Here is a 25,355-nt window from a genome sequence, read left to right as displayed (position 1 = left end):
GGTCGTCCGGTGGATCCGCGCGGACGGCCGCCGGGCCAGGATCGACCCGATCAACGACCACCAGTGCCCCGCAACCGGCGCCGGCCGGGTGTCCCCACGGCGTCGACCGCCACGGTCTCCTCTTCCGCGCCCGCAGCACTGGAAAGGCCTCATGCTCCCCACCGTCGTACGTTCCGTCCGCCGTGATCTGCGCCGTTTCGTGCTGCCCGCCCTGGCCGTGCTGATCGGGGTCGCCTGTGTCAGCGGTTCGCTGCTGTACACCGAGTCACTGACCCGGGGGGCCGCACGGCTGCAGCAGGCTTCCCGGCCCGACGTGTCGGTGGAGGTACGCCCGGCCGGGGGCGGCGGACCGCCCGGTGAGGCGCTGCGCCGCCGGCTGACCGCGCTGCCAGGAGTGGCATCGGTACGCGGCACTCTGCGCGGGCCGGCCTTCCTGGTGGCGCGTGACGGCACCCTGGTGGGCCCGCCGGCCGCCGACGTCGGCGTCGACTTCCTGCCCGGCGGACGCGGTCGGGACCTCCGCTACCCGGTGACCGAGGGGCGTGGCCCGCACGGCCCGGGAGAGGTCGCCGTCGACCGCTGGTCGGCCCGCCGCGCCGGGTACCGCGTGGGGGACCGGGTGCGGATCGTCGTCGCCGGGGAGGTCCGAACGGCGCGGCTCACCGGGCTGTTCACCGTGTACGACCCCGCCACGGCCGCCGGCGGTACCGTCACCGCGTTCGACGTCCGAACTGCACGGGTTCTGTTCGAGCCGGCCGCGGGCCGGTACGCGTCGCTGACCCTGAGGGCCGCCCCTGGTACCTCCCCTGATGTGCTCGCGGACCGGGCCGCGCGGGTGCTGCCGCACGGTTACGAGGCCGTCGCCCGGGACCGGCTGGACGCGGAGGCAGCCGCGGCACCCGACCGCAGGAAACTCGGCACCCTGCTGCTGCTCTTCGCCGGGATCGCGCTCTTCGTCTCCGCGTTCCTGGTGAGCAACACCTTCACCATGCTCAGCGCGACTCGTGCCCGTGAGCACGCCCTGCTGCGGGCGGTGGGCGCGAGCCGGGGGCGGGTGCTGCGCATGGTGCTCGCCGAGGCGGCACTGGTCGGCGCCGTGGCGGCCACGGCCGGCTACGCGCTCGGCGTCGGCGTCGCCGCCGCGCTCGGGTCTCTGTTCGGACCGGGCGCGGCGGCCTCGGCGGCGGCACCGCTGGAGATCTTCTCTCCGACCGCGCTGCTGACCGCCGTAGGTGTCGGGGTGGGGTTCACGTCCGCCGCCGCCTACGTCCCCGCGCTGCGGGCCTCCGCCGTCGCTCCGGTGGCGGCCCTGGGTGCCGACGGGCCTGTCACGGCCGGGACGCGGCGGCGCCGGGGCCTGTCCGGTGGCGCGACGACCGTGGTCGGTGCCCTGTCGCTGGCCGCGGGAAAGGGGGATCTCGCCCTCCTGTCCCTGGCCACACTGGTCCTGCTCGCCGGGCTGATCCTGCTCGTCCCCCAGGTCACCCGGGTCGTCACGGCCGCGCTGCGGGCGCCGGTGCGACGCCTGGCCGGGGTGCGCGGCGCCCTGGCCCTGGCCAACGCCCGCCGCGATCCCCGGCGTACCACGCTGACCGCCGGTGCCGTCGCCGTGTGCGTGGCGCTCGTCGGCGCGGTCACCGTGGCGATGTCCTCGCTGAGTGCCACGGCACAGCGGCAGGCGGAGACGGGGATGCCCACGGATCTGCGGATCACCGCGGTCGACTTCGCCAGGATCGGCGCGGGGACGGCCGGGCAGGTGGCGCGGCTGCCACAGGTGGCGGCGGTCAGCGCGGTGCGCGAGGCCGGCTTCCGGCTGGACGACGGTTCAGGTCTGTGGGCGGTCGCGGTGGACCCGGGTGCGGTCGGCCGGGGCCGGCTGGCCGCGCTCACGGTGCGGTCCGGAGATCTGGACGGTCTGGCCCACGGCATCGCCGTCACCGGGGAACTGGCCGCGGAGCACGGGTGGCGGGTGGGTGACCGTGTCACGGGAGCGGCGCTGTCCGACACGGGCAGTCCCGGCGGTCCGGCGCTGGACCGCCGGATCGTGGCCGTCTACGACGGTCCTGAGGCCCTCGGCCCCGCCCTGCTGCCGGAGAGCGCCGTGGCGCCGGGCGTCGAGGTGACCGCCGTGCTGGTGCGGGCTGAAGCGGGTCACACGGCGCAGGTGAAGCGGGAGATCCGCGCCGCGCTGCGCGATCCGGTGCTGCTCGTGCAGGACCGGGTGGACGCCGGCCGGGCTGCTGCCGCGGGCTACGGCCCGCTGTTGTCCGTGCTCTACGCCATGCTCAGTGTCACGGCGGCGGTCGCGGCGCTGGGCATTGCCAACACCACGGGCATGGCGGTCTTCGAGCGAAGTCGGGAGATCGGGCTGCTGCGCGCGGTCGGGCTGGACCGGGCCGAGGTGCGGTCGACGCTGCTGCTGGAGTCGGTGGTGGTGTCGGTGCTGGGTGCCGGCCTGGGCGTCCTGGCGGGTGGGGCGGCCGGGGTGGCAGCGGTCGTGGGGCAGCCGGGCGCGGTGGTCTCGGTGCCGTGGTCGTCCCTGACCGCGCTGGTGGCGGGGGCGGGCGGGCTCGGCGCGCTCGCGGCGCTGGCTCCGGCGGCGCGCGCCAGTGCGCTCCCGGTACCGCAGGCGGTCGGCGGGCAGGTCGGGTGAACCGGAGCCGTCAGGTGTGCGGGTGCGCGGGACGGTCACATGTGTCCGCCGTGCCATGCACCGCGGAGCGGTATACAAGGGGGACTCCGCCCCGGCACCGTTGGCCTTGCCCTGCCAGGCCCCTCGTGTCGGGCCCGTCCGAGGACAGACCTCCTTCACATGGTGAGACGACACCTATGCCACGCCGAAGAATCGGAACCACCTACCGGATGATGGCCGGGATCGCGCGCCCGGTCATGCTGCTGCTCTTCAGGAGGAATTGGGCAGGTATGCACCACTTCCCGACGTCCGGTGGGTTCATAGCGGCGGTTAACCACAACTCCTACCTCGACCCGGTGGCATACGGGCACTTCCAGTACGCCACCGGGCGTCCCCCACGGTTCTTCGCGAAGCAGAGCCTGTTCCGGGGGCGTTCGGGCGGCTCATGCGCGCGATGCGGCACATCCCCGTCCCCCGGGGCGGCACCGGCGCGGCGGCGGCGCTGGCGGCGGCCGCCGACGCGGTCCACGCGGGCGAGGGTGTCGTCTTCTGTCCGGAGGGCACTCTCACCCGTGATCCCCAGATGTGGCCGATGGCGGGCCGCACCGGGATCGCGCGGGTCGCCCTGGAGACCGGGTGTCCGGTGATCCCCGTGGCGCAGTGGGGTGCCAACCTGCTGCTGCCGCCGTACGGGAAGAGGGGCCGGATCCTGCCCCGCCACACACACCACGTGCTGGCCGGTCCTCCCCTGGATCTCTCCCGTTTCCGGGGCAGGGCGTCGGAGCCGGAGGTCCTGCGGGAGGTCACGGACGAGATCATGGGCGCCGTCACGGCCACGGAGGAAACCACCGGCCGGACTCAGATCCGCGCGCGGCGGTCCAACGCGCGAGGTGTGTCGGTCACGGCGCCTTCCTGGGCCGCCGCGGCGGCCACCCTGTCGACGCAGCAACTCGTCCACGCCGAGCAGATCCAGTAGTACTGACCGCCGAACAGCGTGAACCGGCAGGCTCGGATCGTCTGGACCTTCTTGGTGAAGTTCCAGGTCGCCGTGGTGTCGGGTGCGGTGTACTCGGTACCGCCCGTGCCGTCGAAGTACTTGTACTCCACGCGCCCGGACGCGGCGTCGCCCGGCACGTACAGCCAGATCCAGCTCTGGTAGCCGTTGCCGGGCGCGGTGTCCAGCTGGGCCTCGACACCGCCGTAGGAGGCGTTGTACGTGGCCGCCGAAGCCGGCTGGACGAACACCACGGTGGCGACGACCATCGCGACCGCCGCGACGACCGCCCTCAACACTCTTCTCATACCCGCACACCTCTCGCCAGGGATTCACATGTTTGCGTGAGAGCCTACGAGATACCTTTGTTCCTGTCAGGTGTGTGATCGTCCCGACCCGCACATGTGGAATGGTCCGGCTTCGGGGACTGGCCCGCGCACGGCGCGGGAAGAAGGTGAACCCGGGCATGGATCACGATCGTCTACCCGCTGAAAGCTCTTCGCGGCTTCGGTGCTCCGGCACCCGAGACCCCCGGCCACGAAGATCGGGAGCCCGCCGTCATACCCCAGACGGCCGTACGTGCGAGGAAGCGCCATGCAGTCAGATCAGGACCGCCTCGAACACGCGCGTGCGGTCTGGGAGGGACATCTGCGGACCTGCCGCAGCTGTGCGGGCAGTTCCGGCACATGCCAGTCGGCGAAGCTCCTGAGACGGAGCTACAACAGCCTGCTGAGAGCGGCCGGGGATGGCGGACGCCTGCCGGAGGCCAACGCCTGACGGGCGACGCCACGCGGCACTCAGGACGCCCGGTCCCCGTCCCGCGGGTCCTCCGACAGCTTCCCCAGCTGGGCGAGCCACAGTTCGTTCAACCGCTCGGCCCAGTCGCGGGACAGGGTGTCGAGGGGCTTGGGTACGTCGGCGCGGACGGCGTTCTCCACCACGACCTCCGTGCCGTCCGCGGTCTCCGTGAGCAGCCAGGCCTGGTACAGCATGACGCCCCCGCCGATGCCCAGCCAGCCGATCCGGCGGGGCGGCACGCTCTCCCCCACGAAGACCTCGAACCGGTGTCCCGCCCAGACCACCTCGAAGGTCTGCGTCAGGGTGACGGAGCTGACCTCCTCGCAGCCCGGCACCCACTTCGGCCAGTTCGCCACGTCGGTGAGCAGGGTGAACGACCGCTCCGGCGGACCGGGCACGACGGCCTGCGCCCGGTGGAAGCTGTGCGCGTCGGCGGGCGAGAATCCGGACGGCCAGTGAATGTCCGGGTGGCTGTCTGAGGTGTCGTACATCCGCGTTCTCTTTCGTACTTCTGTGCGTTTTCCGTTGTGCCGGCGACGGTGCCGGCGGCACGACAGTCTCAGCGCGTCCCCCCGACCCAGTGTGCGGGCGGTGACGGGCGAACGCATACGTCATCTGACTGGGCGGCCGTGACCGGCCTCAGCCGATGTCCGCCGGCTTGAGGGCGGCCAGGGCGTCATGCAGGGCGGCCCGGGAGCCGATGCCCAGTTTGGGGTAGATCTGATAGAGATGCGTTCCGATGGTCCGGTGCGACAGGAAGAGCCGCTCGGCTATCTGCTTGTTGGTCAGTCCGGTCGCCGCCAGGGTCGCGATCTCCCACTCCTGGGCCGTCAGGACACCCCTCGCCCGCTGCGCGCCGGCGGACGGGCCGTGGCCGCTGGCCCGGAGTTCGGCGGCGGCACGCGACGCCCACGGCGTCGCTCCCAGCTCCTCGAAGGTCTTCGAGGCCCGCACCAGCTGTTCCTGGGCCTCCCTGGTCACCCGCCGGCGCCGCAGGCGTTCGCCGTGCAGCAGCCGTACCCGGGCGACGTCGAAGGGCCAGTCGGCGGGCTTCACCAGCGACAGGGCCTGATCGAACAGGCCCAGCGCCTCGTCGTCGGGAGCCGTCAATGCCTCGCAGGCCAGTGCCAGCATGTGCAGGCGGGGCGAGAGCCGGGCCATCGAGGAGGCCCGCACGGCCGCCGTGTACGCGGCGGCCTCGGCGGCCCGTCCCGTGCGTACGGCCGCCTCCACCAGGTCCAGGGCGCAGTTCAGGGCGTGCGGCTGATAGGAGGCGAAGGGCTCGGGCGGGGTGATCGCGGCCAGTTGCCGGTAGGCGGCCTCGAAGTCGCCGCACGCCAGCGCGGTCAGGCCCCCGGCGTGCAGGGCGAGGACCCGCGCACCCTGGGCACCGCGGGGCACGGCCCAGCGGATGATCTCCTCGCACAGGGCCTCGCCGGTGTCCGTGTCGCCCCGTGCCCCGGCCACCAGGGCCTGGACGAACTGGAACTTGCAGTCGAAGAAGCGGTAGCCGTACTCCCGGCACAGGTCCAGCCCCTCACCGGCCAGCCGTACGGCCTCGTCCCAGCGGCCAGCGGAGTGGAAGTCCAGGCACAGGTGCATCAGGGCGGCCACGTGCCGGCGGGCGGGCGCGCTGCCCGCCCGGCCCTGTTCGACCAGCCGCAGCGAAGGCTCCCGTACGTCCGCGAGCCGGTCCAGGTAGACGCAGCCGATACCGACACGGACGACCCGGGTCGGGTCCTCGCCGATGTCGGCGAGCAGCGCGTCGAGGACGTCCAGAGCCTGGTGTCCGGTGCGGGCCGGGTCGCCGAAGGTCTGGGCGCACACCCGCAGCAGGTCGGGGGGCTGGGGGGTCACCCGGTCCAGGGCCCGGAAGACCGGCGGCCAGGTGGCGGGGTCACCGCTGTACCAGCACAGGGTGATCAGGGTGAACAGGGCCTCGATCAGCGCGTCGTCCGAGGCGTCCCAGCCGTGTCCGCCCGCCTCGATCGCGGCCGTCAGCAGCCGGTGGGCGGTGCCGACGTCTCCCTCCTGGTTGATCAGGAGGAGAGCCGACGCGGCCGCCGCGTGCAACGACTCCCGGGCGGTGGGGGCCGCCCGGCGGGCTCCGGCCAGCAGTCGTGAGGCGTCCGCCAGTCCGCCGCCGGCGTCGGCGCCTATGTAGGCGGCTTCCGCCAGCCGTCTGCTCTCGTCGGCCGGTGCGGGGCTGAGCACGGCGGCACGGGTGAGCGCCGCCACCGCGCCCAGCGCGTCACCGCGGCCGAGCCGGCGGCGGGCGGCCTGTTCCAGGAGCTCGGCGACCGTCTCGTCCGGGCTCGTGGTCGCCTCGCCGAGGTGGCCGGCGCGGCGTTCGGGGTGATCGGTGAGCGCATCGGCCAACGCCCGGTGCGCCCTGCGCCGGTCGGCGGCCGTCGCCTGACCGACCACGGCGGAGCCGATCAGCGGATGCCGGAAGGACAGCCGCCGCGCGGCCACCGAGATGGCCACCAGGCGGTTGCGCTCGGCGGGCTCCAGCAGGTCGACGGCGGTACGGCCGCCCGCCGCCGCCTCGATGACGGACAGGTCGCCGGTGCCTTCGAGGGCCGCGATGAGCAGCAGTTCGCGGCTCTGTTGGGGCAGGTCGGCCACGCGGGCGGCGAACAGTGTCTGGAGACGCTCGCCGAGTGGCAGCACCGCGGGAACCACCGGCGTCGCCGCCGTACGCTGCTCGCGGTCGAGGGCGGCCGGCAACTCCACCAGCGCGAGCGGGTTGCCGTACGCCTCCGCCGCGATCCGGTGGCGCAGGGCGAGGGCCATCCCGGGGTGTGTCCGGGCGAGCAGGGCGGCCGACGACGCGTCGTCCAGCGACGTGAGCCGGTACTCGGTGAGACCGCTGGACTCGAAGAAGCTGTCCGAGGTGGTGCGGGAGGCCGCGAGGAAGCTGATCCGGCTGCCGACGAGCCGCCGGGCCACGAAGCCCAGGACCGAGGCGGTGGCCCGGTCCAGCCAGAGCAGGTCGTCGACCACGATCAGCAGCGGCGTGTCGTCGGCGATCCGGCGCAGGAGCAGCAGCGCCGCGGTAGAGGTCAACAGGCGGCTGGGCGGCGGCCCGCTCCCGATACCGACCGCGATGCGCAGGGCGTCGCGGTGGCCGGGCTCCAGCAGGTCGATGGAGCCGAAGAGCGGAACGAGGAGCTGGTTGAGGCCGGCGTAGCCCACGTCCGTCTCGAACTGCACGCCGTTCGCCCGCAGCACACGGGTGCCCTCGGACCTGGCCTGTGCCGCGACCACGTCGAGGAGGGCGCTCTTGCCGATGCCCGCCTCACCGGTCAGCAGCAGGGCCGCACCGTGGATCGCTGAGCCGGTGAAGTGGGTCCGTATGAACTCCAGGTCCCGCTCCCGCCCGACCAGCCGCGCCGAAGCGGGACGAGACGGCTGGTCCAGGTCGTTCATCGGGCTGCGCTCTCCAAATGCTGAGGTGTCCGCATTTTAACGTGCGCGTCTCGGGGTGCGGCCGGCCGCCGTACGGGGTCCGCGGGCGGCGGTCCCCGTTGCTCCGCTCCGTTCCGCGGCCGGGTCCCTGCGGTCCCTGCCACGCCTCGTTTCCAGGACCGTGGCGGTGTCGGGCGGCCGGACGGACGGCACTCCTGAATGATCGTTCCAGCACTGCTAGGTTGTCCGTTCCGGCATTCGATGGATACCTCACGGCAGTGCGGTTCCCAGGGACGGGGATGGACAGGGACACGTTCGGCCAACTGCTGCGCGAGGGACGGCAGCGCGCGTTGCTGACACTGGAGAGCCTCGCGGAGGCGTCCGGAGTCAGCGTCCGCGCCATCAGCGACATGGAGCGAGGGCTGAGCCTGCCCCGGCAGGCCACCCTCGCCGAACTGATGGACGCGCTCGGCCTGGCCGGACCCGAGCGAGAGCGACTCGTCCGTGCGGCGGTACGGCCTGGACGGCAAGTCCGGATCCCCCGGCAGCTGCCCCCCGACCTGCCGGTGTTCCGCGGGCGCGACGAGATACTGGCGGCGGCCCGCGACATCACCGACCGGAGCGCCAGGGGCGAGCACGCGGTCGTCGCCGCGATCGGAGGCCTGGCCGGGGTCGGCAAGACGGCTCTGGCCGTGCACTGGGCACACCGGGTGGCGGACCGCTTTCCGGACGGACAGCTGTACGTGAACCTGCGCGGCTTCGAGGAGGCGGGCGAACCTCTGGATCCCGGGGAGGCCCTGGGCGGGTTCCTGAACGCGCTCGGGGTGACCGGTGGCGAGATGCCGACCAGCACCGAGCAGCGCGGTGCCCTGTTCCGCGAGCGGACGGCGTCCCGACGGCTGATCGTCGTCCTGGACAACGCCCGGGACGCGGATCAGGTCAGACCGCTGCTCCCCGGCAGCGCCGGATGCCTGACGATCATCACCTCGCGCAACCGGCTGCCCGGGGTGGCCGTGACGGAGGCCGCCTCGCTGATCGGTCTGGACGTGTGGACAACGGCCGAGGCCGTGGCCGCGCTCGCCGCCCGGATCGGCGAGGCGCGCTGCGCGGCGGAGCCGGAGGCCGCCACCGAACTGGTCGAACTGTGCGGACGGCTGCCGCTGGCGGTGGCTGTCGTCGGCGCCCAGCTGAGCGCGGTGCCGCAGATCCCGCTCCGGCTGAGCGTTCGTGAACTGCGCGCGATCCGGCCGCAGTTGGACGCCCTCTCGGCCGATGAACGCCGGACCGACATACGTGCCGTGTTCTCCTGGTCCTACCAGGCTCTGACCGCCGGGACCGCACGGTTCTTCCGGTATCTGTCCCTCCATCCCGGTCCCACGGTGTCCGTGGAGGCAGCGGCGTCGCTGGCGGACGTGGCACTGCCGACGGCACGCCGGCACATGCGCGAGCTGACCTCGGCCAGCCTGCTCTCCCGTGACGCCGAGGGCCGGTTCGTGATGCACGACCTGGTCAGGGCGTACGGCACCGAGCTGGTCGTGGCGGAGCGGGACGACCGGCTCGGTGCGGAGACCCGCCTGCTGGACTACCTGCGGCACAACGCACGCTCGGCCGGCCGGTTCGTGACGCGTTACAGGTCGACACTCACCACGCCGCTCACCGAAGGCCTGGTCCACGTCGTGATCGACAGCCGCGACGAGGCACTGGCCTGGTTCCATCAGGAGGAGGCGACCATCGCGGCGGCCCTGCGCACCCTGCAGAATCCGCGGCTGCTGCGCCACCGGGTCGACCTCACGCACGACAGAGCCGGCTACACAGCGGCCACGGGCCGCTGGACCGAGGAGATGGCAGCCACGCGGGCCGGACTCGACGCGGCCCTCGCGCTCGACGACCCGATCGCCGTCATGTGGTGCGCCAGACATCTGTCGCGTGCGCTGGTCGCGACCGGCCGGACCGACGAGGCCGACGAGCCGCTCGACCTGATGCTCGCGCAACTGCACCGGCTGCCCGCGGACCACCGGGCCCATGCCGAGCGGAACATCAGCCTGGTGCGTGACCGGCAGGGCCGCAGTGCCGAAAGCCTGCGGCATGCGCGCAACGCCCTGGCCATCGCCAGGGAACTCGGGAAGAGCGACGAGATCGCCCCCGCGCTCGGAGCCGTGGGCTGGTCCCTCACGGTCATGGGCGAGCACAAGGAAGCCATCGCCGCGTGCGAGGAGGCACTGGTCCTGCTGAGGGGCCACGGGGAGTACCAGGACCTGGCGGCCGTCTGGCACACCATCGGCTACGCGCAGCAGGCTCTGGGCGACACCACGGCCGCTGTCGCCGGCTACGAACAGGCCCTGCGGTTCCAGCGGGAGAACTCCGACACCAGCGACCGGCCCGCCCTGGTTCTGGACGATCTGGCGTCTGCCCGGCTGCAACAGGGGGACATCGCCGGGGCACGGGCGAACTGGATCGAGGCGACACGCCTGTTGGACGAGCTGGGCAGCAGGCGGGCCGCCGCGGCGATGCGGGCCAAGGCCGAGGCGCTGCCGCCGCAGGCGCCGGCGGACGGTACGGCCGAACCGGGCGACTCGTAGGCCCGGAACCTCCACACCGCTCGCGGAGTCACTTCCCGGAGCCGGTGAGCAGATCCGTACGCCCTCCAGGTCCCGCTCCCGCCCGACCCGCCGCGTCCGAAGCGGAACCGGTGAGGCAGACCGGGCATCGGTACCCGCCGGTCAGGGCGCACGGCCGATGACTCAGGTGCGCGGGCTGTGGCCGACGGGTGCGGACCCGGCAGTCAAACGACTGTCGCCCAGCGCCGGATGTACGCCAAAGCTGAGCGATGTCCCGCCGATAAGGACATCTTCCTCGGAAAGCCGGCAAAGGATACAAATGATCAAGACTTGGCTTGTCACAGGCGCGTCCCGGGGGTTCGGACGCGCATTGGCGGAAGCGGTACTGGAGTCCGGCGACCGGCTCGTGGCGACCGCGCGCCGTCCTGAGCAGCTCGCGGATCTGGTCTCCCGCCACGGCGACCGGGTGCGGGCGGTCGCCCTGGACGTCACGGACACCGCCGCGGCCCGGCGCGCGGTACAAGCGGCAGTCGACACCTTCGGCCGTTTGGACGTGGTGGTGAACAACGCCGGGTACGCCAACAGCGCCCCCATCGAGGAGATGGCGGAGGACGATTTCCGCGGGCAGTTCGAGGCGAACTTCTTCGGTGTCGTCAACGTGACCCGGGCCGCGCTCCCCGTGCTGCGCGCGCAGCGCTCGGGGACGTTCCTGCAGTTCTCCTCGCTCGGCGGACGGGTGGGCGGCACTCCGGGCATGGGCGCCTATCAGAGCGCGAAGTTCGCCGTGGAGGGCTTCTCCGAAGTCCTGGCGAACGAGGTCGCGCCCTTCGGACTCAGGGTCGTCATCGTGGAGCCGGGCGCGTTCCGCACGGACTGGCAGGGCTCGTCGATGGAGCTGCACGCCGTCGGCGCCGACTACGAGGAGACCGTCGGCGTCATGAACACCTACCGGGCGTCGAACAACGGCAACCAGCCCGGGGACCCGGTCCGCGCCGCCAAGGTCCTCATCGACGTGGCCCGCCACGACGACCCGCCGCGCCGGCTGCTGCTCGGCGCCCAGGCCGTGGCCATGGCCCTGGAAGCGGGCGAGGCGCGCGCCGCGGAGACCCGGAAGTGGGCCGAGGCCGGCAGCGCGGCCGACTTCCCCGGCGAGTAGGCCGGCCGCCGGACGGCCGCCGTCTTCGCCCTTTTTCTCGCGACACCCCCTCTCACCCCACTCACTCCGCTGAAGGAGATCACTCATGTCTCGCAGGACCTGGCTCATCACCGGTGCGTCCAGCGGCCTCGGCAAGGCCCTCGCCGAACACGTCCTGGCCCAAGGGGACCAGGTGGTGGCGACGGCCAGCTCGACACAGGCCACCACCGCACTGGCCGCCCGCTACCCGCAGACCGCGCTGGCGGTGAAGCTCGACGTCACCGAAGCCGAGGACCGTGCCGCGGCCGTGCGCGCCGCGCAGGAGCGCTTCGGCGGTATCGACATCCTCGTCAACAACGCCGCCATCGACTTCGTCGGCGCCCTGGAGGAGCAGGAGGAGGACGACTACCGCCGGCTCTTCGAGGTCAACTTCTTCGGCGCGGTCGCCCTCACCAGGGCGGTGCTGCCCGGTATGCGCGCCCGGCGCAGCGGCACCGTCGTCAACGTGTCCTCCATGGACGGCCTGGCGAGCCTGCCCGCCAACGGCTACTACTCCGCCAGCAAGTTCGCGCTGGAGGGCTTCACCGAGGCCCTGTGGCAGGAGATCGAGCCCATCGGTCTGCACGCGATGATCATCCAGCCGGGTTCGTTCCGCACCGGCATCGAGAACCGGACGAGGGTGTCCGGCCAGGGCATCGAGGACTACGCCGCGACGGCCGGTGCCTTCCGCGCGATGATGGGCAGCCTGACACCGGAGATGTTCCCCGGTGACCCGGAGAGGGCCGCCGAGGCCATCCACCGCTCCGTCCTCGCCTCGAAGCCGGCGCACTGGGTCGTCCTGGGCAGCGACGCCCAGCGGCGCATCGGCGTCAAGCTCGACCAGCTGCGGACCGAGTTCGAGGCGGGCCGGGAGCTGGCGTTCAGCACGGACTTCCCGGGCGCGGCCGAGAACGCCGTGCTCTGAACCCCGCCGGCCGGCTCCGTGCCGGAGTCGTCACAGCACGAGCGGGAACGCCACGGCGGCGGCAGGTGGTTCCGCCACCTGCCGCCGCCATGTCCGGACCTGCCGCACTCCTGGTCCCTGGGACCGGATCAGACGGTGATCGTCTTGTACTCGGTGTAGGTGCCGAGGCCGACCGCGCCGTACTCGCGGCCGATACCGCTGGCCTTGAAGCCGCCGAACGGGCCGTCGAAGGCGACGGACGCCCCGTTGACCGTGATGGTGCCGGTACGGATGCGGCGGGCGACCTCCAGGGCGTGGGCCTCGTCCGAGGACCAGACGCCGCCGGAGAGGCCGTACTCGGAGTCGTTGGCGATGCGGACCGCGTCGTCCTCGTCGTCGTAGGCGATGACCACCAGGACCGGACCGAAGACCTCCTCCTGTGCGATCCGCATGGAGTTGTCGACGTCCGCGAAGACCGTGGGCGTGACGTAGTTGCCCTTCTCCAGGCCTTCGGGGATCTGCGGGCCGCCGGTGACGAGGCGGGCGCCCTCGTCGATGCCGAGCCGGATGTAGTCGCGCACCCGCTCCTGCTGGTCGGGGCGGATCATCGGGCCGATGAAGGTGTCGGGGTCGTTCGGGTCACCCACCTTCAGCGACTCCACCAGATCCTTGAACGCGGCCACGACCTCCTCGTACTTCTCGCGCGGGGCCAGGATCCGGGTCTGCGCGATGCACGACTCGCCGTTGTTGAGCAGGGAGCCGAACTTCAGGCCCGCGACCGCCTTCGCGATGTCGGCGTCCGGCAGGATGACGGCGGCGGACTTGCCGCCCAGCTCCAGGCTGACCCGCTTGAGCTGCTCACCCGCGATCGAGGCGATACGGCGGCCGGCGCGCGTGGAGCCGGTGAAGGCGATCTTGTCGACGTCGCGGTGCGACACCAGGTGCTCGCTGGTCTCCCGGTCGGCGGGCAGCACGCTGATCACGCCTTCGGGCAGACCCACCTGCTCCAGCAGCTCGGCCAGGAACGCCATGCTCAGCGAGTTCTCCGGGGACACCTTGAGGATCACGGAGTTGCCGGCCACCAGAGCGGGGATGATCTTCGAGGTGGCCGAGGAGAACGGCGAGTTCCAGGGGATCACCGCGGCCACGACACCGACGGCCTCACGGCGCACCACGCTGCGCACCGGCGACGCGGGGTCGGAGGGAACCAGGGTCTCCTCCCAGCCGAACTCCTCCGCCGCCTTCAGATAGGCGTTGGCCTGCCGGGTCAGGCCCGGCTGACCGGCACGGGTGAACCAGCCGGCCGAACCGTTCTCCAGCGAGATCAGGTGGGCGATCTTCTCCGCGTTCTCCTCACGGACGGCGTTGAAGCGCCGCAGCACCGCGATCCGCTCGGCCGGCGGGGTCAGCCGCCAGTCGCCCGCGTCGAAGGAGGCGCGGGCCGCGGCCACCGCCCGGTCGATGTCCGCCGGGTAGGCCTGCGCAACGCGGCCGACCACCGACCGGTCGTGCGGAGAGGCGATGTCGAGCAGCTCGGGGTTGCTCGGCTCGACCCAGGAACCCCCGATGAAAAGCCGGTCGTAGGTGATCATGTGCGTTCTCTCTTCCGGTGCTTTCGGTTCAGCTCATTCGGACGTGCCATCCAACTGCCACTTCAATGTAGCACTTCCTCTCTCTAGCTGCACACACCGATCGCTCTAGCCAGGTCATTCGCCTCACTATCGGTACTCTTGAAAAATGAGAGCCGATGCCGCACGCAACCTGGAAGCCGTCCTGACCACCGGAGCACGGATGCTCGCCGACGACCCCGGCGCGAGCATCGCGGGCATCGCCGCCGAGGCGGGCGTGGACCGGCGTACCGTCTACCGGCGCTTCGCCTGTCGGGAGGAACTGCTCGCCGCCATCCACGAGTGCCGCGTCACGGCCGTGGAGCGGGCCATCGAGGACGCCCGGCTGCGCGAGGCACCCGTGGCCGTCGCCCTGCACCGCTACGTGGAGAACGTCATCGACGTCAACCGGACCTGGCCGGTCGACCTGGCCCTGATGCTCGCCGACGACGCCATCCGGCGGCGCCGGGACGTCTGTATCGCCGAGGTCGACACCTTCCTCGACCGGGCCGTCGACGAGGGGCTGCTGCGCCGCACGCCGCAGCCGGGGTGGGCCGGAGCGCTGCTGGCCGGCCTCGTCACCCTCGTGCCACGCCGGCAGGCTCATCTGAGCCCGGCACAGGCGGCGGACGTGGTGGTCGACACGTTTCTCAACGGCCTCGGCGCGTCATGAGGCACCTGTCCCGGCCACCGAACGGCTCCGGGCCCGGCGGAACGACGTCCACCGGGCCCGGAACTCACGAGATACTCTGATCAGGCGGGGAGTTTCCAGAGTTGGTTGGCGCTGGCCGCGCAGGTCCAGATCTGGAGCTTGGTCCCGTTCGCGGAGCTGGGACCGGTGGCGTCCAGGCACTTGCCGGACCCGCTGCCGACGAGCCGGCCCTTGCTGTCCGAGGCCCACTTCTGCGACGCCGCGCCCGAACACGCCGACAACTGCACGGCCGTACCGTCCGCCGTCGCACCACCCGCGACCGTCATGCACTTGCCGAGCGCCCGCAGCGTGCCATCAGCGGCCACCGTCCAGGACTGACCGCTGCCCGTCCCGCACACGTTCAGCTGGACCGCCGTACCGTTCGCCGACAACGACCCCGCCACCTCCGCGCACTTACCGCCGTACCCGCTGACCACACCCGCCGGACGCGACGACGGCACACTCCACAACTGATTGTCCGAGGCCGCACACGCCCAGATCTGCAACTTCGTGCCGTTCGCCGAACTGGGACCCGCAGCGTCCAGACACTTCCCCGACTGCGAACCCACCAGCTGGCCCTTGGAATCCGACGCCCACTTCTGCGACGCCGCACCCGAACACGCCGACAACTGCACCGCCGTACCGTCCGCCGACCCACCGCCCGCGGCCGTCATGCACTTGCCCAGCGCCCGCAACGTCCCGTCCGACACAGCCGTCCACACCTGCTGCGTACCACTACCGCACGCGTTCAGCTGGACCGCCGTACCGTCCGCCGTCGCACCACCCGCCACCTCCACACACTTGCCGTTGTAACCCGCGACCCGCCCCGACGGACCCGACACCTCGGCCGGAACCGTCCACTTCTGACCGACATCACCGTTGTTGCACGTCCACACGATCAACGGATTACCGTCCGCCGTAGAGCCGTTCGCGTTCTCCAGACACAGACCCGAAGCCACGTTCACCAGATAGCCGTTCGCCGAATCCACCGACCACTGCTGAGCCTTCGACCCGTCGCAGGCGGCGATCTGGACCTTGGTCCCGTTGGCGGTGCCCTCGTCCTGGGTGCTCAGGCACTTGCCGAGCACCTGGAGCGACTTGTCGGGGGCCGCCGTCCACTGCTGGGTGGTCGCCGAACCGCAGGTGTCGAGGACGACCTGGGTGCCGTTCGCAGCGCTGCCGCCGGCGAGGTCGACGCACTTGCCGCCCTGGCCGGTGACGTGACCGGTCGGACCCGGCGGGGCCGGAGTGGCGGGCGGGGTGAGGGTGGTCGCCGTCCAGTAGTTGGCGTTCAGGGAGCCGTTCGGGAACTCCAGGCGGACCGTGTGGTGGGTGCCCGCCGGGAGCTGGAAGGTACCCGCGTCGACGGTGGTGTACGTCTGCCAGTCGCCGGTGTTCGGGACGGCCACGGTCGGGCCCGCCACGCCGTCGACGACGAAGCGGACCTGGGCGTTGTCGTTGGGCGTGGCGACCCGGGCGGAGAGTTTCACCGTGCCCTGCATCGGCTCGCTGTCCCAGGTCAGGGTCTCCCCCGCGGCGATGTCGCCGACGTTCCAGCCGCCGCCCGTGTCGCCGGTGGTCTGGACGTCGATGTCTCCACCGCGGTAGACACCCCAGTCGTTGCCGGGGGTGGCTCCGGTGTACGCGTCCGCCGTCTCCGCCTCGATCTTGAGGTCGGCCGGGAACGGGTCGGTCGAGTACTGGCGGAGGATGTCGATCATCTGGTTCGGATAGTCGGTCAGCCGCTCGTCGTACGTGCCGTCGGCCGTACGCGCGAGCATCGCGTTCTCCTCCCAGTCCGTGAAGCCCTCGACAAGGGTGATGTCCGCGCCGCCGTTGACCGTCGCGTCCAGCGTCCGGTTGAGGTGGTTGCCGTGGTCGGCGTCCATCACCATGTTCGTGGTGTCGTTGACGACCCGGAAGCCGGGTGTCGCGACGCCGTAGGTGCGGCCGTCCAGGGAGGCGGGGCGGCTGGAGAGGACCTTGAAGCCGTCGACGGTGACCGGGGCGGCCGCCCGGTTCGTCACCTTGACGGTGTGGGTGCCCTCGGTGAGGCCGGTCTTCTCGAAGACGGTCTGCTGGGTCTTGAGGGCGCTGCCCGACAGCGACACCGTGACGGGTGTCCCGCCGTCGACCGACACGTCGACGCTGCCCTGGCCGCTCGCGGTGCGGGCCAGGTACTGCACGCCGGTGCCGATGAACGAGTAGGTGACCGAGGCCCCTGCCGTGGAGGTCCTCTGGTAGGTGTTCTTGTAGTCGCCCGCGCCGTCCGAGGTCAGGTAGTCCCAGGCGCCGTCGAACTTCAGCTGACCGTTGTCGATGATCGGCCGGTAGGTGTCGTTGGACCAGCCCGCCGGCAACTGGAACCAGTTGTTGATGCCGTCGATCTGCGAGACGACGCTCGGGTCCCGGTCGGGCCAGCTGCTGTCGACGACGTAGTACGGGTCCGTCCCGAACTCCGCCTGGGCGCGGGAACGGGCGTACTGGAGCAGCTTGGAGAGGTTGCCGTCGCCCTGGTTGCTGAAGGCGAAGTCGTTCATCGACCACTCGTAGACGAGCGGGCGGCCGTCGACCTTGTAGAGCATGTCGCTCGGGACGCGGGCGAAGAACTCGCGCTGGTTGTAGTCCCAGAAGTACTTGTAGCCGCCCTCGCCGGTGCCGTCGGCGTCGCCGACGTCGAAGGGCGGGTCGTAGCCGCCGGTGTGGTGGACGGCCCGGTTCTTCTTGTCGGTGAGGGTGGCGGGGGTGTCGTCCAGCGCGGCGATCTTGAGCCGGCCGGCGACGCCTCGCCGGTTGATCGCGTCGATCAGCGGGGTGAGGGCGCGGGGGTCGCCGGCGCCGTCCGGTACGGCGTTGTCGGGGCCGAAGCCGCGCAGGTCGACGGCGACGAAGTCGACGCCAGCAGTGACCAGTTCCTCGACGTAGTTGTCCCAGAAGGAGGCCGGGTCGTCGGCCTTGGGCTGGTACATCGGCTGGTTGTAGTTCTTGTTGACCGGCTGGTCGTAGGGGCCGCCCGCCATGGTGATGTCGGAGAAGCCGAAGGTGACACCGAGCGCACCCGTCTTTCCGGCGACCCGGCCGGGGAGGGCGGTGCCGCCGTTCACCACGACGGGGGTGTCTGCGGCGGTGGCGGCGGCCGTGGGGCTCACCGTCATCGCGCCGAGCATCGTCAGGGCCGCGAGCCCCAGCGCCGCCGATCTGTTCCTGTGTCTTCGCAACACGTGCATGCCTTTGTCTGTGAGGAGAGTGGTGATGGTCAGGCGGGGAGTTTCCAGAGTTGGTTGGCGCTGGCCGCGCAGGTCCAGATCTGGAGCTTGGTCCCGTTCGCGGAGCTGGGACCGGTGGCGTCCAGGCACTTGCCGGACCCGCTGCCGACGAGCCGGCCCTTGCTGTCCGAGGCCCACTTCTGCGACGCCGCGCCCGAACACGCCGACAACTGCACGGCCGTACCGTCCGCCGTCGCACCACCCGCGACCGTCATGCACTTGCCGAGCGCCCGCAGCGTGCCATCAGCGGCCACCGTCCAGGACTGACCGCTGCCCGTCCCGCACACGTTCAGCTGGACCGCCGTACCGTTCGCCGACAACGACCCCGCCACCTCCGCGCACTTACCGCCGTACCCGCTGACCACACCCGCCGGACGCGACGACGGCACACTCCACAACTGATTGTCCGAGGCCGCACACGCCCAGATCTGCAACTTCGTGCCGTTCGCCGAACTGGGACCCGCAGCGTCCAGACACTTCCCCGACTGCGAACCCACCAGCTGGCCCTTGGAATCCGACGCCCACTTCTGCGACGCCGCACCCGAACACGCCGACAACTGCACCGCCGTACCGTCCGCCGACCCACCGCCCGCGGCCGTCATGCACTTGCCCAGCGCCCGCAACGTCCCGTCCGACACAGCCGTCCACACCTGCTGCGTACCACTACCGCACGCGTTCAGCTGGACCGCCGTACCGTCCGCCGTCGCACCACCCGCCACCTCCACACACTTGCCGTTGTAACCCGCGACCCGCCCCGACGGACCCGACACCTCGGCCGGAACCGTCCACTTCTGACCGACATCACCGTTGTTGCACGTCCACACGATCAACGGATTACCGTCCGCCGTAGAGCCGTTCGCGTTCTCCAGACACAGACCCGAAGCCACGTTCACCAGATAGCCGTTCGCCGAATCCACCGACCACTGCTGAACCTTCGACCCGTCGCAGTAGTCGAGGACGACGTCCGTGCCGTTGGTGGTGCCGCCGTCGGCGGTGGCCAGGCACTTGCCCTGGTTCCACACGGTCTTGTCGGTACCCATGGTCCACTGCTGGGAGGCGTCGTCGTCGCAGGTGGACAGGGTCGCCTGGACGCCCGCGGCCGGACCTGCCGCCAGGTCGACGCACTTGCCGCCCTGGCCGGTGACGTGACCGGTCGGGCCGTCCGGCTGGGGAGCCGGGGTGTGCGGGGTGCCGCCGATGGCCATGGCGAAGACGTGGCCCTGCGGGGTGCCGGCCGCGTCCTCGGACCTGGGCAGGACGACGGCCTGGACGGTCTTGCCCGCCGCCAGCTCCACCTTGGTGGTGAAGAGGCTGACCTTCTGGTTCACCTTGCCGTCGTGGGAGTTGATGTAGGCGTAGGTGCCGAGCCGGCCGCCGCCCTGGGCGACGTTGTCGTTGTCCCACCAGTCGGAGAAGCTCAGGCCGTACTGCTGGGTGCTGCCGTCGGTGTAGACGATGGTGCCGATGCCCTGGTGCGGGCCGCTGGTGCCGCTGCCGACGAAGCCCAGCTCGCTGCCGGTGCCGGAGATCAGCACCGCCTGGCCCTTGGTGTCGACGGCGTCGGGGGTGCCGGTGGCGTCGGGCCACTGGTAGGTCAGGCCGTCGTGGGTGAAGGACTGGCCGGCGACCAGGCCCTGGGCCGCGAGCGCCTGCGCGGAGAAGCTGAATCCGCCGCCGTCGTACTTGCCGGGCGTGGGGTTCGCGTCGTCCGTGATGCCGACGTTGGTGTAGGCCGCCTTCAGTGAGGCGAACGGGACCAGGAGGGTGCCGGCGGCGGTGTAGGAGCCGGCGGTGTGGGTGGCGGTGGCGGTCAGCGGGTAGGTGCCCGCGGAGACGCCGGAGGGCGGGGTGACCAGCCACGTGGTGGTGGCCGACGCGCCTGCCGCGACGGTCGTGAACGAGGTCGCGGTGGTGGCCTGAACGGTCCAGCCGGACGGGGCCGGCAGCGAGACGTTCACGCCGCTCAGCGCGGCGCCGGTGCCGTTGGTGAGGGTGGTGGTGACGGTGGCCGGCTGGCCCGCCGTCACGAACTGCGGGGTGTGCACGGCAAGGGTGTCCTTGACCACCATCACCATGGAGCCCGTCACACCGCCCACGGTCGCCTTGATCGTAGCCACGCCGTCGGCGCCCGCGGTCACGATGCCCGAGGAGCTGACCGTGGCCACGGCCGGGTCGCTGCTGGCGTAGGTCACCGACGCCTTCGACAGGTCGACGAGGGACTGGTCGTTGTTGACCGCCTCGACGATGTCGTCGGCCGTGATCGAGGTGTCCCGCTGTTCCTCGGCCGGGTCGGTGTCGTCCTTGATCCAGGGGTTCTTCTTCGTCAGGTCCAGGGTCTCGCCGGCGTGGTAGACCAGCTTGCCGGGCTGAACCGTGACGGTGGACACCTTCGGGGTCAGCGTGCCGGAGACGGTGACGGTGACGGTGCTCTGCACGGTGGCAGAGTCGGAGGCCACCTTCAGCGCCCAGGCGCCTGGAAAGACCGTCTGCCTGGAGGTCGACGGGTTGAACACGCTCAGGTCCGACGCCTTGACGGGCAGCGTGACGTGCAGTTTCTCGCCCGGCGCGAGGACGCCGGTGTTCTTGAAGCCGACCAGGCGCTGCTTGGGCATGGTCACGCCGGAGACGGTGAAGGTGTTGGCGGCGTAGAGCTGGGCGACGGTGGCGCCGGCCACGCTGCCCGTGTTGGTCACGTCGAAGGAGACGTTCACGGTGCCGTCGGCGGTGATGCTGCTCTTGTCGGCCGTCGCGGCCGAGTAGGAGAACGTCGAGTAGCTCAGGCCGTAGCCGAAGGGGTAGGACGGGGTGCCGGTGAAGTACTGGTAGGTCTGGCCCTTGCCGTCGGACTCGGCGGGGGTCAGCCCGTAGTCGTTCTTCCCTGCGAGCTGGGAGTCGCCCTTGTACCAGGTGAAGGTCAGGTGGCCCTGCGGGTTCTGCTTGCCTAGGAGCACGTCGGCGAGGGCGGTGCCCTGGCTCTGGCCGTTGTAGGCGCTGTAGACGATCGAGGCGGCCTTGGACTGGCGGGCGGAGATGTCCACGGCGCCGACGGCCTGGACGTCGAGCACCACGTTCGGGTTGCCGAGGGCCGCGACCTGGTCGATCAGCGAGTTGTAGTTGCCGGGCATCGCCAGGCTGGAGCGGTCCTTGCCCTCGCTCGCGGTGTTCTGGTCGGTGCCGGCCACCACCACGACCACGTCGGCGGCCTTGACGGCGGCCTGGGTGGCGGCGCTGAGAGCGACGTCGGCGGTGCTGGTGGTGCTGGTGCCCGCCGCGTCGTAGGTGACGGTGGCGTTCGGGTTGGCCGCCTTGAGCGCGTCGGTGATGCCCTGGCGCATCGAGATCTGCTGGTCGGGATTGTTGCCGTAGCTGCCGAGGCTGACGGAATCGGCGAGGTCGCCGAGGACGACCACCTTGTTGACGGCGGACGCCTTCAGCGGCAGCAGCGGCTTGCCGGTGGCGGCGAGGTTGCCGTTCTTCAGCAGCACCATCGACGCGTCGGCGGCCTTGGTGGCCAGGTCCACGTGGTCGGCACTCTGGATGACCGACTTGTCGATGGAGGTGTACGGGACACTGCCGGCCGGGTCGAACTCGCCGGTCTTCATCCGGACGGTGAACACCCGCACCAGCGCGGTGTCGAGGACGTCCTCGCTGAGCAGGCCCGCGCGGACGGCCTCCGTCACGTTGGCGGTGGTCATCTCGTCGCCGCTGCAGTTGAGGTCGTTGCCGGAGCGCAGCGCGAAGGCCTGGCCCGCCGCGCGGGCGTCGACGGTGTCGCCGGTCTCGTCGTCGATCCACTGCGGGTCGGTCTTCGAGCCGTTGGTGGACCAGGGTGCCGGTGCCCAGTCGTGGCCGTCGTCGGGGAGCTTGTACGTGGTGCCCACGCCGCCGCAGTCGGAGGTGGTGAGGCCGGCGAAGCCGTAGGTGCGCTTGGCGAGGGTGTTGTTGGTGTACGTGTTCGCCACCGCAGGGGTGCCGTTGATGGCGTTGTACGAGGTCATCAGGCCGGCGACGTGGGCCTGTCCGATCAGCGTGGCGAACTGCCTGGTGTAGTAGTCGCGCAGCTCGGAGTCGTTGACGTCGGAGCTGATGGAGGTGCGGGCGTCCTCCACGTTGTTGAGCGCGTAGTGCTTCGCCGTGGCCGCGGCCTTCAGGTAGCCGTTGATCGACGTGCCGTCGGAGTTCTGTCCCTGGAAGCCGTCGACGAACTGGCTGCCCAGCTGCCCCTGGAGATAGGGGTCCTCGCCGTAGGACTCGTCGTGGCGGCCCCAGAGCGGGTCGCGGTCGTTGTTGACGGTCGGGGCGAAGTAGGTGAGCGAGCCGTAGTTGTCGGCCGAGCTGCCGAGGTTGTTGCGGCCGGTGCCGAAGAGCGACTTGTCCAGGAAGCCGCGGGCCTCGTCGCCGATCGCCGAGCCCTCCTGGTACTGGAGCGAGGGGTCCCAGGCCATCGAGGTGGCGAGGCTGGTCGGGAACCCGGTGGCCTTGACGGGCCAGGAGGTGTCGTCCCCGGTGTTCTTCGCGTTGCCCAGCGACTGGATGCCGTGCAGGGCCTCGCTCCAGTAGGTGTACCCCTGGACGCCGAGGCTGGGGATCGCCGGGGCGTCGTTGGTGATGAGCTGGCGTACCTTCTGCTCCAGCGTCATCCGGGAGACGAGGTCGGCCGCCCGTTCCTCGAACGAATGACTCGTGTCCTTGTAGATGGGGGTGGCAGCCGATGCGGATGCGTCTCCACCGTATGCGGCCAGGGGTGACGCGATGGCGTACGGGGTCGCCAGCGTCAGGCCGACGGCGAGCGCGATGGCGACCGTGGTCGCCCGTCGGCCGCCCCGTCGGCGTCTCGGACCTTGCATGCTCTCTCCAGAGTGAAGCGGGTGAGGGCCCGGTCGTCGCGACACGGACGGGCCGGCCGGCGAGAACACCTGTCGTGACACCCAGAGGGAACGGTCGGCTCGCCGAGGTGCACCCTGTCACATGTGATCCACTTGGGACGTGGGTTTCGGTCTCACATGTGATCACGATTGATCGGCCGGAGAGCAACTCGTCCGTTGTCTGACGCGATGTCGGCATTTCCGGCCGCTCGGGCGGGAGCGGATGCTTTCACCCAGACCGCTGTCCGGTTTTCTGATGACGAATCTGCACATCGGCCCTTACTCTGCTCCGGAGATGTGTGACCAAGGACGCCGCGCCGTGTGTGTGCCATTGCCCCGAGGCTTGAGACATGTTCCTCGAAGGGTCCTTCGCCGCGAGCGCGATGCTCCACACACTTAGGCTCGGAGTGCAGGCACGTGGCTGGTCCGGTGGTGAAGGGAGTGGGGCACCGTGGAATCGCTCGTGACGGTGATCGGCCGGGACGGCGAACGGGGGCGGTTGTCCGCGTTCGTGGCGGCCGCCGAGGGGCAGGCCCTCGTGCTCAGGGGGGAGACCGGGGTGGGCAAGAGCGCCCTGCTGGGCCATGTCGCCCGGCTGGCGGAGCGGGCGGGGCACGAGGTGATCCGGACCGCCGGGGTGGAGGCGGAGACGGGGCTGCCGTTCGCGGGCCTGCACCAGTTGCTGCACCCTCTGCTCCCCTCCGTCGGGGGTCTGGACCTGGTGCACCGCACCGTTTTCGAGACCGTCTTCGGCCGCAGCGGCGGCAAGCCGCCGTCCGTCATGTCCCTCGGTATCGCCGTACTGGATCTGCTGTCCCTCGCCTCCACGGCGCGGCCGCTCCTGCTGGTCCTGGACGACGGCCAGTGGCTGGACGCCTCCAGCGTCGCGGTGGTCGGGTTCGTGGGGCGCCGGCTGACCGGCAGTTCGGTGAAGCTGGTGGTCGGGCTGCGGGCGGACATCAGCTCGGGCTTCGACACCACCGCCCTGCCCGAGTTGCCGGTCGGGCCCCTCTCCGAGACGGCCGCCCGACGGCTTCTGGACCTGCGTCACCCGGATCTGGACGCGGCCGTACGGCGGCTGGTGCTGGACCAGGCCCGGGGCAACCCGCTGGCGCTTCTCGAACTGCCCGCTCATGTCACGGCCGGCCGTACGGACCCGGCGGTCGTCGGAGTCCCCGGCCCGCGCGACGCATCGCAGCCGCTGTCCCGGCGCCTTCAGCACGTGTTCGGGACACGGCTCACCGGTCTCGCCTCCGGTGTCCGTGAGGAGTTGCTGCGCGGCGCCCTCGACGGTGTGGCAGCGGCACCGACGGCCGTGCCCGCGCGGGGGCGCTACCGGATGCGCGACGCCGACGAGGCGGTGGCGGCCGGGCTGCTGGGGGTCGACCCGGTCAGCGGCGACTACGTCTTCCGGCACCCGCTGGTGCGCTCGGCCGTGGTCAGGACCGCCACGCCCAACCAGCGGCGGGCTGCGCACGCGGTGCTGGCGGGGGTGCACCGGGACGACGTGGAGCGGCGGGCCACTCATCTGGCGGCCTCCGCCGTGGACCCGGACGAGGAGGTGGCCGCCGCCCTGGAGCAGGCCGCGGAGTCCGCGACCCGGCGCGGCGGCGCGCTCGCCGCCGTCGCCTGGCTGACCCGGGCCGCCGAACTCAGCGAGCAGCGCGAGGACCGCTCCCGCAGGATCGCCGACGCCGCCTTCGTCGCCGGACACGCGGGACTCTTCGACCAGGCGCAGCGGCTCGTCCGGTCCGACCGGGGGGCGGGCACGGACGAGTCGCCGGCCGCCGTGGTCACCTCCGCGTACATGGCGCTCTTCGAGGACGGGGACGTACGGCACTCGCACCGCCAGGTGGCGTCGGCGATCGAGAACCTCCGCGACGACGGCGCACCCCGCGCCTCGGAGACGCTCACACGGCTGGTCGACCTGCTGCTGGCGATCGACCAGTACGCCGCCGACACGGCCCAGTGGGAGGAGACCCGCGCGCTGCTCGGATCGCTCGGCGAAGCGGTTCCGGCGCGCTCACTGATCTACCGGGACGCGTGGGGCGACGTGGTCCTGCACGGCGCGGGGGTGCGGGAGCGGGTGGAGACCCAGTTCCACGGCCTTACGGAGATGGACCCCTGGGACGTCACCCGGCTGGGGGTGGCGGCGTACCACGTGGACACCCTGAGCCGGTACCGGTCGCATCTGCAGCGCACCATGGACCGTGAGACCGAGACCGGGTTCGTGCGCAACAGCATGACCATGCTGCACCTGATCATGCTGGACCAGATCGCGGTAGGTGAATGGGAGGAGGCCGAGCGGACCGGACAGCGGGTGCTGGAGCTGACCGCGACCCACGGATATCTGCTGCTCTCCCATCACAGCCGGGCGTATCTCGGTCTGCTCGCCGCCCTGCGCGGCGACACCGACCACGCCCGCGAACTCCAGGCCACCGTCGACACCTGGGCC

The 25,355-nt window shown here is 71.3% G+C and carries 13 protein-coding genes and 1 pseudogene; 8 read left to right on the top strand and 6 right to left on the bottom strand.

Features of this window, described 5'->3' with window-relative positions:
- Nucleotides 1-151 precede the first annotated feature (151 nt).
- Together ACFY3I_RS42490 and ACFY3I_RS42485 are read left to right on the top strand one after the other, a co-directional pair.
- Nucleotides 152-2,653, top strand: coding sequence for an FtsX-like permease family protein (locus ACFY3I_RS42490; protein WP_390866312.1), 2,502 nt, complete (start codon nt 152-154; stop codon nt 2,651-2,653).
- A gap of 176 nt (nt 2,654-2,829) precedes the next feature.
- Nucleotides 2,830-3,608 (top strand): annotated as a pseudogene (locus ACFY3I_RS42485) (lysophospholipid acyltransferase family protein).
- On the opposite strand, the gene ACFY3I_RS42480 reads toward ACFY3I_RS42485, so the two are convergent.
- The gene (locus ACFY3I_RS42480) at nt 3,491-3,934 is read right to left on the bottom strand and encodes a hypothetical protein (protein WP_390866311.1); all 444 of its coding nucleotides are present in this window, start codon (nt 3,932-3,934) and stop codon (nt 3,491-3,493) included. The pseudogene ACFY3I_RS42485 and the gene ACFY3I_RS42480 overlap by 118 nt on opposite strands.
- Nucleotides 3,935-4,220: 286 nt before the next feature.
- On the opposite strand from ACFY3I_RS42480, the gene ACFY3I_RS42475 reads away from it, so the two are divergent.
- Nucleotides 4,221-4,403 (top strand): hypothetical protein, encoded by a 183-nt coding sequence (locus ACFY3I_RS42475; RefSeq protein ID WP_390866310.1) that lies wholly within the window; start codon nt 4,221-4,223, stop codon nt 4,401-4,403.
- A 20-nt stretch (nt 4,404-4,423) separates the two neighbouring features.
- Here ACFY3I_RS42475 and ACFY3I_RS42470 read toward each other — a convergent pair whose 3' ends face one another.
- Both ACFY3I_RS42470 and ACFY3I_RS42465 read right to left on the bottom strand, forming a co-directional pair.
- Nucleotides 4,424-4,915: an SRPBCC family protein gene (locus ACFY3I_RS42470; RefSeq protein ID WP_390866309.1), complete on the bottom strand. Its 492-nt coding sequence runs from the start codon at nt 4,913-4,915 to the stop codon at nt 4,424-4,426.
- A 148-nt stretch (nt 4,916-5,063) separates the two neighbouring features.
- The gene (locus ACFY3I_RS42465) at nt 5,064-7,856 is read right to left on the bottom strand and encodes an AAA family ATPase (RefSeq protein ID WP_390866308.1); all 2,793 of its coding nucleotides are present in this window, start codon (nt 7,854-7,856) and stop codon (nt 5,064-5,066) included.
- 278 nt (nt 7,857-8,134) lie between these two features.
- On the opposite strand from ACFY3I_RS42465, the gene ACFY3I_RS42460 reads away from it, so the two are divergent.
- The 3 genes from ACFY3I_RS42460 (at nt 8,135) to ACFY3I_RS42450 (ending at nt 12,492) form a co-directional block, all read left to right on the top strand.
- Nucleotides 8,135-10,414 (top strand): ATP-binding protein, encoded by a 2,280-nt coding sequence (locus ACFY3I_RS42460; RefSeq protein ID WP_390866307.1) that lies wholly within the window; start codon nt 8,135-8,137, stop codon nt 10,412-10,414.
- 298 nt (nt 10,415-10,712) lie between these two features.
- A complete protein-coding gene (locus tag ACFY3I_RS42455; RefSeq protein WP_390866306.1) occupies nt 10,713-11,549 on the top strand; it encodes an oxidoreductase in 837 nt (278 codons plus the stop codon).
- Between the two features lie 85 nt (nt 11,550-11,634).
- Entirely contained in the window at nt 11,635-12,492 is an 858-nt protein-coding gene (locus tag ACFY3I_RS42450) for an SDR family NAD(P)-dependent oxidoreductase (protein WP_390866305.1), read from the top strand.
- Between the two features lie 128 nt (nt 12,493-12,620).
- On the opposite strand, the gene ACFY3I_RS42445 is transcribed toward ACFY3I_RS42450, so the two are convergent.
- Nucleotides 12,621-14,063 carry an aldehyde dehydrogenase gene (locus ACFY3I_RS42445; RefSeq protein WP_390866304.1) on the bottom strand — a complete coding sequence of 481 codons (1,443 nt, stop codon included), beginning with the start codon at nt 14,061-14,063 and terminating at the stop codon, nt 12,621-12,623.
- 199 nt (nt 14,064-14,262) lie between these two features.
- Between ACFY3I_RS42445 and ACFY3I_RS42440 the strand changes: the two genes are divergently transcribed.
- Nucleotides 14,263-14,751, top strand: a complete 489-nt coding sequence (locus ACFY3I_RS42440) for a TetR/AcrR family transcriptional regulator (protein ID WP_390866334.1) — start codon at nt 14,263-14,265, stop codon at nt 14,749-14,751.
- Nucleotides 14,752-14,831: 80 nt separating this feature from the next.
- Here the strand turns inward: ACFY3I_RS42440 and ACFY3I_RS42435 are convergent, their stop codons facing one another.
- Together ACFY3I_RS42435 and ACFY3I_RS42430 are read right to left on the bottom strand one after the other, a co-directional pair.
- Nucleotides 14,832-17,996 carry a DUF5010 domain-containing protein gene (locus tag ACFY3I_RS42435; RefSeq protein WP_390866303.1) on the bottom strand — a complete coding sequence of 1,055 codons (3,165 nt, stop codon included), beginning with the start codon at nt 17,994-17,996 and terminating at the stop codon, nt 14,832-14,834.
- A gap of 29 nt (nt 17,997-18,025) precedes the next feature.
- A complete protein-coding gene (locus ACFY3I_RS42430) occupies nt 18,026-22,882 on the bottom strand; it encodes a ricin-type beta-trefoil lectin domain protein (protein ID WP_390866302.1) in 4,857 nt (1,618 codons plus the stop codon).
- A gap of 469 nt (nt 22,883-23,351) precedes the next feature.
- Here ACFY3I_RS42430 and ACFY3I_RS42425 point away from each other — a divergent pair.
- Nucleotides 23,352-25,355: AAA family ATPase (locus ACFY3I_RS42425; protein WP_390866301.1), on the top strand; the 2,004-nt coding region annotated here is incomplete at its 3' end.

The organism is Streptomyces sp. NPDC001068, assembly GCF_042897315.1.
Lineage (GTDB): Bacteria > Actinomycetota > Actinomycetes > Streptomycetales > Streptomycetaceae > Streptomyces.
This window is presented reverse-complemented; position numbering and strand designations above follow the sequence as displayed.

What these genes read in the sequence shown, in the direction of transcription:
- ACFY3I_RS42435 (WP_390866303.1), bottom strand. Translation starts at nt 17,996, where the DNA reads ATGCACGTGTTGCGAAGACACAGGAACAGATCGGCGGCGCTGGGGCTC.
- ACFY3I_RS42445 (WP_390866304.1), bottom strand. Translation starts at nt 14,063, where the DNA reads ATGATCACCTACGACCGGCTTTTCATCGGGGGTTCCTGGGTCGAGCCG.
- ACFY3I_RS42455 (WP_390866306.1), top strand. Translation starts at nt 10,713, where the DNA reads ATGATCAAGACTTGGCTTGTCACAGGCGCGTCCCGGGGGTTCGGACGC.
- ACFY3I_RS42440 (WP_390866334.1), top strand. Translation starts at nt 14,263, where the DNA reads ATGCTCGCCGACGACCCCGGCGCGAGCATCGCGGGCATCGCCGCCGAG.
- ACFY3I_RS42480 (WP_390866311.1), bottom strand. Translation starts at nt 3,934, where the DNA reads ATGAGAAGAGTGTTGAGGGCGGTCGTCGCGGCGGTCGCGATGGTCGTC.
- ACFY3I_RS42470 (WP_390866309.1), bottom strand. Translation starts at nt 4,915, where the DNA reads ATGTACGACACCTCAGACAGCCACCCGGACATTCACTGGCCGTCCGGA.
- ACFY3I_RS42430 (WP_390866302.1), bottom strand. Translation starts at nt 22,882, where the DNA reads ATGCAAGGTCCGAGACGCCGACGGGGCGGCCGACGGGCGACCACGGTC.
- ACFY3I_RS42490 (WP_390866312.1), top strand. Translation starts at nt 152, where the DNA reads ATGCTCCCCACCGTCGTACGTTCCGTCCGCCGTGATCTGCGCCGTTTC.
- ACFY3I_RS42450 (WP_390866305.1), top strand. Translation starts at nt 11,635, where the DNA reads ATGTCTCGCAGGACCTGGCTCATCACCGGTGCGTCCAGCGGCCTCGGC.
- ACFY3I_RS42460 (WP_390866307.1), top strand. Translation starts at nt 8,135, where the DNA reads ATGGACAGGGACACGTTCGGCCAACTGCTGCGCGAGGGACGGCAGCGC.
- ACFY3I_RS42465 (WP_390866308.1), bottom strand. Translation starts at nt 7,856, where the DNA reads ATGAACGACCTGGACCAGCCGTCTCGTCCCGCTTCGGCGCGGCTGGTC.
- ACFY3I_RS42475 (WP_390866310.1), top strand. Translation starts at nt 4,221, where the DNA reads ATGCAGTCAGATCAGGACCGCCTCGAACACGCGCGTGCGGTCTGGGAG.